Consider the following 12798-nt stretch of genomic DNA (forward strand, 5'->3'; position numbering starts at 1 on the left):
CCTGGGTGTTGTCGGCGCTGTAGGTCCAGTTGCCGGCGGCATCGAGGCTGAAGGTGCCGTGGCCGTTGGAGCCGGCGGTGCCGGCCTGGGTGGCGAAGTTGGCCTGGCCGGCGTCGACGTCGCTGATGGTCAGCGCGCCGCCGGTGGTCAGATTGCCGGCAACGATGCCGTCGGCGCCATTGTCCTCGGTGACGTCGCTGGTCGAGACGCCGCCGATCACGGCGCTGTCGTTGGTGCCGTGGATGGTGATCGTAACCGTCTGCATATCAGTGCCGGTATGGCCGTCGTCAGCCTTGACCGTATAGGTAAGCGTCAGTGTCTCGCCGGCGGCCAGGAAATCGAAGGCCTGCGGCGTTGAATTGAACGCCCAGCTCAGATTGTGGGTGTCGGTAGGATTGGCCGCGAGCGGGCCGGGCGCAACCGTCAGCATGCCGATGACGGCAGCGCTATCCAGGCTACCTGTGGCGCCGCCGAGCGTCACCGAGGTCACGCTCGGGGTCACCGTGTCAGAGAGATCTGCATCGTTCACTGTCAGCGTGCCATTCGCGGTCAGGGCGGCGTTGGTCTCGTCCAATGACGTCGCTGCGCTGTCGCCGGCGCCAACGGTGATGTCGGGCGCGTCGTTGGTGCCCTGGATGGTAATCGTCACCAGCTGAGTGTCGGTGCCGCCGTGGCCGTCGTTGGCATTGATTGTGTATGTGAGCGTCAGTGTTTCATTGACAGCCAGGAAGTCGAAGGCCTGCGGTGTCGAGTTGAAGGCCCAGCTCAGATTGTGGGTTTCGCCCGGATTGGCCGTCAGCGAGGCCGGCGAAATCGTCAGCATGTTGATGACGGCAGCGCTGTTCAGGCCGCCCGTGGTGCCGCCGAGTGACACCGAGGTCACGCCCGCGCTCACCGTATCGGCGACATCGGCATCGTTGACGGTCAGCGTGCCGCTGGCGGTCAGGGGCGCATTGGTCTCGGTCAGCGAGGCGGCGTCTTTGTCCGTCGTCACCAGATGGATGTCCGGCTTGTCGTTGGTGCCGGTGAACTGAATGGTGGTCGTGGCCCAGCTCAGCGTGCCGTTGCCGAGCTGGATGGCGTAGGTCACCTTGTCGACAAGGACCTGTCCCTGGGCAAGTGCCTGCAACAGCCCGTTGATGCTCGCCGTGCTGTAGTGGATCGTACCATCACTGGCTATCCAGATCTTGGCGCCCAGGAGGCTGGTGTCGGTGCTGGCGGCTCCCGCAAGGTCGGTGGAATATGTCGTGTCGCGCGTCAGCAGGTCCGCCGGGGCATAGGTCTTGGTTGCAGTCGAAGAACTGTCAGCGTTATCGATGGAGTAGAGCGTTTTGGCCGCCCCGCCCAGGTCATTGGCCAGCACATTCAGAATCAGGATGCCCGTGGCATCTTCCGAAAAGAGGAAGCTGTCATCCTTCGCCTGCGGTGTGTTGGAGAACGACGTCGTGGTGCCGCCGGCACCGGTGACCTGAGTAGCCATATTTCACCCCCTGTTGTTTAACGACAGACGCGCCCAACGCCTGTTTATTGACCGCCCTGAAAGACCAACTGCTCCTGTCAAATCGCACGATCGGCACACAAATTGGGGCGGAGGTGGATTGTCAGCGCATCATCCAAGAAGCCGCCGCGCTACGAACGACCGCTTAAGCTGGCCGTTTACAGACGGATGGCGGCTCGATGATGATGATGGCTGCGACGACATTGGTCGTCGCGCTACGTCTCCCTACCCCAATTGCGTCGACCAACTCGTTGTTTTCGCATCACAAGTTTTAAGAAGACGCTAATATTAGGAGATTATTAACTCTATCGGAGAGGGCGCGTCAACGCACCAATTTGGCCGATGGTTAATAGTCGAAGTCAAAACATCCGCACGGTCCTAGGTAGCCGGCTGCATTTGCCGCTAACGCTTGCTCTGTGGACGGGCCAGCGCCAGGGTGACCTGCTGCGCCTGACCGGGCAGCAGTATAACGGCAAGCTGATCCGCCTTCAGCAATCCAAGACGGGAACCCGCGTGGTCATCCCAGTTGGCGCGCCGCTGAAAACCGCGCTCGATGCGCTGCGCGGCAAGGCCGGCCAGATTTTGCTCAACAGCGACAGCGTGCCGTGGACAGCCGACGGCTTCCGATCGTCCTGGCGCAAGGCATGCGCCGCCGCCGGCGTGGTCGGCGTCACCTTCAATGATATTCGCGGAACGGCTGTGACGCGCTTGGCGATCGCCGGCGCGACGGTGCCTGAGATTGCGACGATCACCGGCCACAGCCTGCGCGACGTGAATGCAATCCTTGATTCCAACTACCTCAACCGCGATCCGGCGCTCGGCGAAAGCGCCATCCGCAAGCTCGAAACGGGAACAAAAATTCCCGACCGTGCGTCCGACTGACACGAAATGTTCTAATGGTGAAACGGGAAAATCGCTTTAAAATCAACTGGCTGGGGAACCTGGATTCGAACCAGGACTAACGGAGTCAGAGTCCGTGGGTCTACCGTTAACCTATTCCCCAGCAGGCGTAGTTCTTACAAACCACGCAGGCGTGGCAGCCAACTGGCCGCGCGTGCCTTGTAGCCGCCGACGGAAAATAGTCAAGCCTGTCGAGCGTTTCAATCACCGGGTTTCGTCAGTCTATTTCAGACAGGCGCTTCAGGCGCAGCGCCTCAATTCTCTGCCCGCCCAAATTGCGAGCGTTCGAAGAACAGCACGATGCCGAGCGCGATCAGCAGCGGGATGATCAGGTAGAACAGCCGGAACACCAGCAATGCCGCCAGCACGCCGACCGGGTCCATATGCGACAGACCGGCCAGGAACACGACCTCGAACACGCCGAGCCCGCCCGGCGCGTGCGAGATCTGCGCGATCGAGAACGACACCAGGAAGACGCCGAGCACGACGAAATAGCCGGGATTGCCTGCGGGCAGGGCAAAGAAGATGATCGCCGCTGCTGCCAAAAGCTCGATCGGGCCGATCAGCAATTGCCGCGCCACGATCGGCAGCGCCGGGTAATGCAGCTGGAAGCGGCCGATTGTCAGCGGCTTGAGATGCAGCCAGCTGCCGAAAATGTAGGCGCCGACCAGGATCAGCATGGCGAGGCCGGCGGCGATCGCCAGCCCATGGTGCGGAGCGCCGGAAAAGCGGTCGATGATCTCGGGCTCCAGCACCAGCACGATGCCGGAGACGAAGATCGTCGACAGCATGAAGGTGATCCAGCAGATAGCCACCAGAATACCGACATCCTGTCCCGTCAGGCCCCTGGTGCCGTAGGCGCGGTAGCGGATCACCGCGCCTGAAAACACCGAGCCGCCGATATTGTGTGACAGCGCATAGGTGGTGAAGGAGCAGAAGGTGACGAACAGCCACGAGACTTTTTTGCCGATATGCAGCAGCGCGATGTGGTCGTAGCCGGCGAGCGAGGCATAGGCGACCAACGAACTTAGGCCGGCCAGCACCCACCCGCGCGTCGGGATGGCGACGATGCCGGCCCAGACATCGTCGAGCGAAATGCCGCGCAATTCGTGCCAGAGCAGCAGCAGCGAAAAAATCACCGCCGCAATGCCGATGGCCGGCCAGAGATAGCGCCTCCAGTTCATGGCCCTCATGGCGGTGTCGTCATGCGTTGCAGCTCGGTTCCAGGTCGGGGTGCGAAGACGTGATCAGTATTCACCCCTTCACTTGAGAAATGCCTTATTGAAGCCGGCTATTCAACCGGCAACACCTTGCCGCTGCCTGACGCCGGCAAAATTCGCCCCTTGCACTCTTGGTGATCCGGCGCGGCGCTGCTACTCTGGCGGCAACTTAAAACACATGAAAGCGCCTGCTGCGTCCGGTTTCCGGTTCGCGCGGCGCCGGAAGGAACTGAAGTGGAAGACCACGACACCGGCGTTGGCGCGCCGGAAGTGGGCGTGTCCAGGGCTTCGCCGCCGTCAGGCCAGGCAAGCCCACCCACCGGGCGGCATCACGACCGCCGGGCGGGTCCACAGTCCGGAGACGGGCAGGCAGGAGACGCCCAACATCAGAAGGGCAAGGCGAGAAAGCGGCGCAAACGCCGGCGCGGACGCAAGGTTTTTGCGCGCGATGAGAATCAGCCCGGTGGGCTCTCGTCGCCCGCCATTGTTCTCGCTCCAGCCGTCCAGCCGCCCGTGGCGGCCCCATTGCCTGCAACCCCGCCGGCAAGGCAGGAGCAGCGCGACTACCGGCCGCCGATGCAGGAACTGCCGGTGTTTGCCGCGCTCGATCTCGGCACCAACAATTGCCGGCTGCTGGTCGCGGTGCCGACGCGCCATGGCCAGTTCCGCGTCATCGACGCCTTCTCGCGCATTGTCAGGCTGGGCGAGGGGCTCACCGCCAACGGCCGGCTCGGCCAGCCGGCGATGGATCGTGCCGTCGAGGCGCTAAAGATCTGCGGCGACAAATTGCGCAACCGCAAGATCAGGAAGGCCAGGCTGATCGCCACCGAGGCCTGCCGCACCGCTGAAAACGGCGTCGAATTCCTCGACCGCGTCGAGCGCGAGGCTGGGCTAAAACTTGAGATCATCGACCGCCAGACCGAGGCGCGGCTGGCGGTGTCGGGCTGCGGCTCGCTGGTCGAGCGCGACACGCAAGGCGTCGTGCTGTTCGACATTGGCGGCGGCTCGTCGGAAATCGCGCTGATCGATCTCACCGGCCATCGCTCGCCACGGCTTGCCAACCACATCGTTTCGTGGACGTCGCTGCCGGTCGGCGTCGTTTCGTTGGCCGAGCGCTTTGGCGGCCGCACGGTAACGCGCGAGATCTTTGCCGCCATGGTCGAGGATGTCGCGGTGCGCCTGCGCGCCTTCGACGGCCGCGACCGGCTGGCGCATGTGCTCGCCAGCCCGAAATTCCATCTGCTGGGCACTTCCGGAACGGTGACGACGCTGGCCGGCGTTCACCTTGACCTCGAGCGCTATGACCGTCGCCGCGTCGACGGGCTCTGGATGGACCGCAACAGCGTCGACCGCATGGTAGAAAAACTGGTCGGCTGGGATTTCCAGCAGCGTGTCGCCAACCCGTGCATCGGCGCCGACCGCGCCGATCTGGTGCTGGCCGGCTGCGCCATACTGGAAGCGATCCGCGCCGTGTGGCCGTCGGAGCGGCTGCGTGTCGCCGACCGTGGCCTGCGCGAAGGCATACTGAGCGAACTGATGGCCGACGACGGTGTCTGGCGCAACAGCGGGCGGGGCAGAGCATGATCCCGAAAAGTGGGGAGCGGGTTTCGGAAGAGATCATGCTCAAACAAGAAATCAAACAATGACCAAGAAACCAGAAAAACCAGGCTCCGCCAGCATTCGCGTGCTGAAGACGCGGATCAAGAAGAAAAGCGGCCTCAAGGAATCGTCGCGCCGCTGGCTGCAGCGCCACATCAACGATCCCTATGTCCAACGCTCCAAGGCCGACGGCTACAGGTCGCGCGCGGCCTACAAGCTGATCGAGATCGACGACAAGCATCATCTCTTGAAGCCCGGCATGAAGGTCATCGACCTCGGCGCCGCCCCCGGCGGCTGGTGCCAGGTGGCCGCGGCGCGGACGAAATCGACGGCGGAGAGCCCGCATGTCGTTGGCATCGACTATCTCGAAATGGCCGCGGTGCCCGGCGCGCCGGTGATTTTGATGGATTTCCTCGACCCCGAGGCGCCGCAAAAGCTTGCCGAGACGCTGGGCGGCCCGCCCGACATAGTGCTCTCCGACATGGCGGCACCGACCACCGGCCACAAAAGGACCGACCACATCCGCACCATGTATCTGTGCGAAGTGGCGGCAGATTTCGCGCTGGCGGTGCTGAAGCCGGGCGGCCATTTTCTGGCCAAGACCTTTCAGGGCGGCGCCGAAAACGAGCTGCTGTCCCTGCTCAAGCAGAATTTCCGTTCGGTCCATCACGTCAAGCCGCCGGCTTCGCGTGATGAGTCGGTGGAGCTGTATTTGCTGGCGAAGGACTTCAAGGGGCGCGCGCCGACCGAAGGTTGAGGTCGCCGTTGCGTGGCCTCAATTGCCGGGAGGGCTAATCGGCTCCAATTCCTTGGGCGTTGTCAGCCTGCCATGGCCCGACACGGCGTTGCCTGCATCGGGCGCCAGCCGCATGAACGACAGTGATGCCGCTGCCGAAATCACGGCCACGATGAAGAAGGCGGTGTGGAAGTCGGCCAGCGTCAGCGGCCCGCCATGCAGCGTCTGCGACACCTCCAGGATGCCGCCCGCCACGGCGACGCCGAGCGCGATCGACAGTTGCTGGAAGACGGCGGCGATCGGCGTCGCCTTGCTGGTGTCGGCAGCCGAAATCTCGGCATAGGCGAGCGCGTTGACGCCGGTGAAGAACATCGAGCGGATGAAGCCGCTGGCCAGCAGCATGGCCAGCATCAGCGCATAGGGCGTGTCGGGCGTGAACAGGCCGTTGACGGCGATTGACGCCGCGGCGACCAGCGAACCGACCACCAGCACGCGGCGGAACCCGGCAACCCGAAAAATCAGCGCGGTGGCGAATTTCATGCCGATGGCGCCGATCGCCGAGACGAAAGTGATCATGCCCGACTGGAACGGCGTCAGCCCAAAGCCAATCTGGAACATCAGCGGCAACAGGAAGGGCACGGCACCAATGCCGATGCGAAACAGCCCGCCGCCGAGCACCGAGGAGCGGAACACCTGGTGGCGGAACAATTCGAGCGCAAGCAGCGGGTTTTTCGCATGGCGCGCATGCAGGAGGTAAAGCGCGCCCGACGCCAATCCGACGGCGACGGTGATGAAGCCGGCCATCGGCGGCAGCGCAGGCAAGCTGACTACCGACAGGCCGAACACGACGCCTGAGGCGGCGAACCCGCTCAACACAAAACCGATGAAATCGAGCGGCGGCGTCTCGGTCGCTTCGGTTTGCGGCAGGAAGCGGGTGGCGAGCCAGATGCCGACCAGGCCGATCGGCACGTTGATCAGAAAAATCCAGTGCCAGGTGAAATAGGTGGTGATGAAGCCGCCGATCGGTGGCCCGACCAGCGGCCCGACCAGGGCCGGGACGGTCAGCCACGACATGGCGGCGACCAGCTCGCTCTTGGGCGTCGCCCGCACCAGCACCAGCCGCCCGACCGGGGTCATCATCGCGCCGCCTATGCCTTGCAGGAAGCGCGAGACCACGAAAGCCGGCAGCGAATCGGAGATCGCGCAAGCGACCGAGCCGACGATGAACACGCCGATCGCGGCTCGAAACACGTTCTTGGCGCCGAAGCGGTCGGCCATCCAGCCGCTGATCGGAATGAAGATCGCCAGCGACACCAGATAGGCGGTCAGCGCCAGCTTGAGCGCGATCGGGCTGGTATGGATGTCGATGGCGATCGCCGGCAGCGACGTCGCGATGACGGTCGAATCCATGTTTTCCATGAACAGGGCGACCGCCAGGATGAGCGGAATGGTGCGGTTCAACGAACGCGTCCGGACTTGATTCTTGTGTCGCCGACTGGGGGCAAGCCGACACGAGGGGCGGTTATCATGGCTTGGCCCGCATGTCGCATTAAATTGCTGTCACGTTTGCGCGACCGGCAACCAGAGGTGGTGTCTTTCTGAGCGAAACGTCACCTTTCCGGGAGCGTGCAATCATCGGCTTTTCATCGGCGCCGCGACGTGTTACGAGCCAGCGCCAATCCTGAAAGGGAAGAAGACGAGTCGGCGCTGTCCATTCTGGTCAAGCGCTTTTTCTGTATTCCGAGGACTGGCCATGGCAAAAATCATCGAAACGTCCACCGGCGCGCTGGCGCTGACCTTTGACGACGTGCTGCTGCAGCCCGGTCATTCCGAGGTCATGCCCGGTGAAACCGATATCCGCACCCGCATCGCTGGCGACATCGACCTCAACGTGCCGATCCTGTCGGCCGCCATGGACACCGTCACCGAGGCGCGGCTGGCCATCGCCATGGCCCAGGCCGGCGGCATCGGCGTCATCCACCGCAATTTCTCGCCGGCCGAACAGGCCGAGCAGGTGCGGCAGGTCAAGAAGTTCGAATCGGGCATGGTGGTCAATCCCGTCACCATCGGCCCTGAAGCCACGCTCGCCGACGCGCTCGGCCTGATGCGCACCTACTCGATCTCAGGCATTCCGGTGGTCGAGAATGGCGGCTCAGGCGGCCAGAAGGTTGGCCGGCTGATCGGCATCCTGACCAACCGCGACGTCCGCTTTGCCTCGGACCCGACGCAGAAAGTCTACGAGCTGATGACCCGTGAGAACCTGATCACGGTCAAGGAAAACGTCGACCAGGACGAGGCCAAGCGGCTCTTGCACCAGCACCGCATCGAAAAGCTGGTCGTTGTCGACAAGGACGGCAATTGCGTCGGCCTGATCACCGTCAAGGACATCGAGAAGTCGCAGCTCAACCCGCACGCCACCAAGGACGCGCAGGGCCGCCTGCGCGCTGCTGCCGCCACCAGCGTCGGCGATGACGGTTTCGAGCGCGCCGAGCGCCTGATCGATGCCTGCGTCGATCTTCTGGTCATCGACACAGCACACGGCCATTCGCAGCGCGTGCTGGACGCGGTGACGCGGGCCAAGAAACTCTCCAATTCGGTGCGCATCCTGGCCGGCAACGTCGCCACGGCAGAAGGCACACTGGCGCTGATCGACGCCGGCGCCGACGCCGTCAAGGTCGGCATCGGCCCCGGTTCGATCTGCACCACCCGCATCGTCGCTGGTGTCGGCGTGCCGCAGCTGTCGGCGATCATGTCGGCGGTCGAGACCGCGCACAAATCGGGTGTCTCGGTCATCGCCGATGGCGGCATCAAATTTTCCGGTGATCTCGCCAAGGCGCTCGCCGCCGGCGCAAGTGCGGCCATGATCGGGTCGCTGCTGGCCGGAACCGATGAAAGCCCGGGCGAGGTCTATTTGCACCAGGGCCGCTCCTTCAAGGCTTACCGCGGCATGGGCTCCGTCGGCGCCATGGCCCGCGGCTCGGCCGATCGCTACTTCCAGGCCGAGGTGCGCGACACGCTGAAACTGGTCCCGGAAGGCATAGAAGGGCAGGTTCCCTACAAAGGGCCTGTGTCTGGCGTGCTGCACCAGCTTGCAGGCGGCCTGAAAGCCGCTATGGGTTATGTCGGTGGCCGCGACCTTGCAGATTTTCGCGAACGCGCCACCTTTGTACGCATATCCAATGCCGGACTTCGTGAAAGCCACGCCCATGACGTCACGATTACCCGCGAAAGCCCGAACTATCCCGGCGGAGCCTGATCAGCCCGATCAGTATGCGCTCTGGCGCGGCCTGACGGCCATGATCCTGCGGCTGTCGCGCCATGCTGCCGCACTCTGTGTGGTCTCAGCGGCGGTTTTCATCGCCATGACGGCGATGGAGTTCTTCTATTTCCGCAGCTTGAGCGGCGGGCTGCCGTCGCTCGACCTGCGCTTTGCCGGCTTTACCCCGGACGAGGGCATGGCCTGGCTGACGGCGCTCGGCCGGCGCGGCAGCGAGATCATCCTGGTCTGGCATTATCTGACTTTTGACCTTTTGTTCCCGGCGCTGCTGTCGGTGACCATGGTCAGCCTGATTCTCGCCACCGGGCGGCGGCTGACGAATTTTCGCGCCTTGTCGACGCAGCTACAATCGCTGGTCGCACTGGTGCTGGTGCTGCCCTATACGCTTGCCGACTACGCGCAGAACATCGCGGTTGCGCGGCTTTTGTCCGATTTCCTGTCGGCCAATCCGGATTCGCTGTCTTTCGCCTCGTCGCTGATCGTCACCAAATTCGCGCTTCTGGCGGTGCCGGCGATCGTCATTGCGGCCTTCACGCTGGCCGGCCAGCGCCGGCGTCAGGCGTGAGCAAAATAATCTAACGGGGCAGGGAACAGCTTGTGAACCAGACTGCGATCTTCTGGCCGATGCTGGCGCAGGTTCTGCTGATCTATCTCGTCTATGGCGTGATGGCCCGGCGCCGTTACGGCGCGGTCAGATCAGGCGAGGCCAGGGTTGGTCAATACAAGGTGCGCACCACCGAGCCGGCGTCCAGCGTCACCGTCGCCAACAATCTCATCAACCAGTTCGAGCTGCCGGTGCTTTTCTACGTGCTATGCCTGACGTTGCACGTGACCAACGGCGTCAACTACCTGACCTTGACGCTGATGTGGATCTTCGTGATCTCGCGCTATGCCCACGCCTGGGTCCATCTCACCAGCAACAATCTGCGCTTTCGCAGCCGCGCCTTCTACGTGGGCGCGGTGATTCTGTTGCTGGCATGGATCTGGTTCGCACTGCACCTGCTCGGAGCGGTGTAGGGAAGTTGTTTACCCTCCTCCTTGTGGGGAGGGTCGCTCCGCCGAGCGGAGCGGGGTTACGGCGTCTAGAGGTCGAACACCGCTATTCTGCGCTTGTCGAACTTGATGCCGATCTCGCCGCGCACCAGCTTGAGCGCCGCGTCCCCGAACACGGCGCGCCGCCAGCCCTGCAGCGCCGGCACGTCGGCGGCCTCGCCCTCGGCGGCGATGCGGTCGATATCGTCACTGGAGGCCAACACCTTCGAGGCGACGCCTTCCTTTTCGGCGACGATGCGCAGCAGCACTTTCAGCAGTTCGGCTGCAGCACTTGAACCTTCCGGCGGCTGAAAACTCTTCGGCAGCTTCGGCATCTCTTCTCTGGGCAAAGCAAGCGCCGTGGCGGTCACGCCAAGCAGCGTCGTTGCTGTCGACGAGCGTTCCCAGCCCTTCGGCGTGGTGCGCAGCTTGCCAAGTGCGGCCGCATCGCGCGGCGCCTGCTGGGCGATTTCGTAGATGGCGTCGTCCTTCAGCACCCGGCCGCGCGGCACATCGCGTTCGCGTGCCTCGCGCTCGCGCCAGGCGGCCACCGCTTGCACGATCGCCAGCTCCTGCGGCTTGCGCAGCCGCATCTTCAGCCGCTTCCAGGCATCCTCGGGATGCGGATCGTAGGTTTCGCGGGAGGTCAGCACCTCCATCTCTTCGTTCAGCCAATGGGCGCGGTTTTCCCGCACCAGTTCGGCGCTGAGGTGCTGGTAGACATCGATCAGATGGGTGACGTCGGCCAGCGCGTAGTCGAGCTGCTTGTCGGACAACGGCCGATGGCGCCAGTCGGTGAAACGCGAGGATTTGTCGAGCCGCGCTCCAGTGATCCGCTGCACCAACTGGTCGTAGGAGACGCTGTCGCCGAAGCCGCACACCATCGCCGCCACCTGGGTGTCGAACACCGGATGCGGAACGAGATCGCCGAGATGGACGATGATTTCGATGTCCTGGCGGGCCGCATGGAAGACTTTGACCACCGCCTCATTGGCCATCAGCTTGAAGAATGGCTTCAGGTCGATGTCGGGTGACAAGGGGTCGATCAGCGCCGTCACGCCCGGCGCCGCCATCTGGATCAGGCACAGAATCGGCCAGAAGGTCGTTTCGCGAATGAATTCGGTGTCGACGGTGACGAACTCCGACTTTTCGAAAGCGGCGAGAACGGTCTCAAGTTCATTCTGGGTGGTGATGACGTGCATCAAATCGCTTTTGGCAAGGGTACGGTCTCTTTCAATTTCAGCCGCGCGGGCTTTCGTCAAGCCGCAGCCCCTTTATCAGGGCTCAGCGGACCCGTCGGAATCGCCGCTGCGCCTCGCCAGCCGGGCGAAAACCGTCGATGTGCGCAAAAGCGCGATGAACCGGCTGCGTTTGCCTGCCGGCACGCCGGAGCGCACCTGCATGCGGTAGAGGATGACGACGATGAAGACAGCGTAGACGGTGGCGCTGAACACGAACAGCGCGCTTGGCCCGAAATATTGCATCGCCGTCGAAGCGGCAAACGGGCCGCCAATGGCGCCAAAGGAATAAAAGAGCATCAAGGCCGCGTTGATCAGCACGAACTCGCCCTTGTCGGCGCGGTCGTTGGAATGCGCCGCCGAAAGCGAATAGAGCGGCATGGCAAAACAGCCGAAGATGAAGATGATGATAAAGTTCAGCGTCGGGTTGGTGCCCGCCACGAACACCAGCGCCAGCGCGGCAAACATCGCGCAGCAGGTGGTGATCAAGAGCACCCGGCGTCGGTCCCAGCGGTCGGAGAGATAGCCGAGCGGATACTGGATGATGGCGCCACCGAAAATGCCGACACTGACGAAAGTGACGACATCGGCGACCGACATGCCGATCTGTTCGGCATAGACCGGCGACAGCGTGCGAAAGGCGCTGTTGGTGACGCCGACGGCGATGCAGCCGAAGCAGCCGAGCGGCGAAATCCGCCAGACGCGCGCCAGATCGAGCTTGACCTCTTCGGGTGGCGCAGGGTTGGAACGGTCGCCGAGCGAGACAGGCACCAGCGACAAAGTGATCATGATCGACATGATGGCGAAGATGGCAAAACCGCCGGCGCCAAAGATCGGGATAAGGAACTGCGCGCCGGTCACCGAGCCGATGTCGACCATGCGGTAGATGGCCAGAACCCGTGCGCGATCCTTGTTGGTGACTCCGGAATTGAGCCAGGCTTCCATGATGGTGAACAAACCGGCAAAGCAGAAGCCGCCGGCAAAACGCACCGCGCACCACATCACCGGATCGATGACCAGCACCAGAAGCAGCGTGCCGGCGGAGGCGATCGCGGCCAGCGCCGCGAAGGCACGCACATGGCCGACCGCCTTCATGATGCGGGTGACGGCGAGGCAGCCGAGCAGGAAGCCGGCGAAATAGAAGGTGCCCATGAGGCCGATGGATGAGGCCGGAAAGCCTTCCTGCGCGCCGCGCAGCGCGATCAACGTGCTCTGCAGCCCATTGCCGCCAAGCAGGATGCCGGCGGCGAGAAGGAGCGGGATCAGCGGGCGGATCGAGGACATGGAGGACCGCGGTT

The 12798-nt window shown here is 63.4% G+C and carries 11 protein-coding genes and 1 tRNA gene; 6 read left to right on the top strand and 6 right to left on the bottom strand.

The features are described from left to right. A partial coding sequence (locus AC1DVW_RS14175; RefSeq protein ID WP_477323821.1) for a VCBS domain-containing protein occupies nt 1-1480 on the bottom strand: 1480 nt, incomplete at its 3' end. A gap of 414 nt (nt 1481-1894) precedes the next feature. Between AC1DVW_RS14175 and AC1DVW_RS14180 the strand changes: the two genes are divergently transcribed. Further along, on the top strand, nt 1895-2380 hold the full coding sequence (locus AC1DVW_RS14180) for a tyrosine-type recombinase/integrase (protein WP_477323823.1): 486 nt from the start codon (nt 1895-1897) through the stop codon (nt 2378-2380). A gap of 47 nt (nt 2381-2427) precedes the next feature. Here the strand turns inward: AC1DVW_RS14180 and AC1DVW_RS14185 are convergent. Together AC1DVW_RS14185 and AC1DVW_RS14190 are read right to left on the bottom strand one after the other, a co-directional pair. Further along, a tRNA-Gln gene (locus AC1DVW_RS14185) sits at nt 2428-2501 on the bottom strand. A gap of 151 nt (nt 2502-2652) precedes the next feature. Further along, nucleotides 2653-3582 carry a putative bifunctional lysylphosphatidylglycerol flippase/synthetase gene (locus AC1DVW_RS14190; protein ID WP_477323825.1) on the bottom strand — a complete coding sequence of 310 codons (930 nt, stop codon included), beginning with the start codon at nt 3580-3582 and terminating at the stop codon, nt 2653-2655. Nucleotides 3583-3852: 270 nt separating this feature from the next. On the opposite strand from AC1DVW_RS14190, the gene AC1DVW_RS14195 reads away from it, so the two are divergent. Then, nucleotides 3853-5202: a Ppx/GppA phosphatase family protein gene (locus AC1DVW_RS14195; RefSeq protein ID WP_477323827.1), complete on the top strand. Its 1350-nt coding sequence runs from the start codon at nt 3853-3855 to the stop codon at nt 5200-5202. 58 nt (nt 5203-5260) lie between these two features. Continuing rightward, nucleotides 5261-5974 (top strand): RlmE family RNA methyltransferase, encoded by a 714-nt coding sequence (locus AC1DVW_RS14200; RefSeq protein ID WP_477323829.1) that lies wholly within the window; start codon nt 5261-5263, stop codon nt 5972-5974. An 18-nt stretch (nt 5975-5992) separates the two neighbouring features. On the opposite strand, the gene AC1DVW_RS14205 is transcribed toward AC1DVW_RS14200, so the two are convergent. After that, nucleotides 5993-7414: an MFS transporter gene (locus AC1DVW_RS14205; protein WP_477323831.1), complete on the bottom strand. Its 1422-nt coding sequence runs from the start codon at nt 7412-7414 to the stop codon at nt 5993-5995. A gap of 292 nt (nt 7415-7706) precedes the next feature. Between AC1DVW_RS14205 and guaB the strand changes: the two genes are divergently transcribed. From guaB to AC1DVW_RS14220, 3 genes are read left to right on the top strand one after another with little or no spacing between them, the layout of a single operon-like run. Next, complete coding sequence (gene guaB / locus AC1DVW_RS14210) at nt 7707-9209, top strand: IMP dehydrogenase (protein ID WP_477323833.1); 1503 nt, start codon at nt 7707-7709, stop codon at nt 9207-9209. Beyond that, nucleotides 9160-9795 (top strand): hypothetical protein, encoded by a 636-nt coding sequence (locus AC1DVW_RS14215; protein ID WP_477242784.1) that lies wholly within the window; start codon nt 9160-9162, stop codon nt 9793-9795. Before guaB ends, AC1DVW_RS14215 begins: the two co-directional genes overlap by 50 nt. A 32-nt stretch (nt 9796-9827) precedes the next feature. Next, nucleotides 9828-10247 (top strand): MAPEG family protein, encoded by a 420-nt coding sequence (locus AC1DVW_RS14220; protein ID WP_477242785.1) that lies wholly within the window; start codon nt 9828-9830, stop codon nt 10245-10247. A 65-nt stretch (nt 10248-10312) separates the two neighbouring features. Here AC1DVW_RS14220 and rnd read toward each other — a convergent pair whose 3' ends face one another. Then, nucleotides 10313-11464 (bottom strand): ribonuclease D, encoded by a 1152-nt coding sequence (rnd, locus tag AC1DVW_RS14225; protein WP_477243113.1) that lies wholly within the window; start codon nt 11462-11464, stop codon nt 10313-10315. A gap of 75 nt (nt 11465-11539) precedes the next feature. Then, nucleotides 11540-12784 (bottom strand): MFS transporter, encoded by a 1245-nt coding sequence (locus AC1DVW_RS14230; RefSeq protein ID WP_477242786.1) that lies wholly within the window; start codon nt 12782-12784, stop codon nt 11540-11542. Nucleotides 12785-12798: the final 14 nt, after the last annotated feature.

It is taken from the genome of Mesorhizobium sp. P3_B5, from assembly GCF_056402815.1.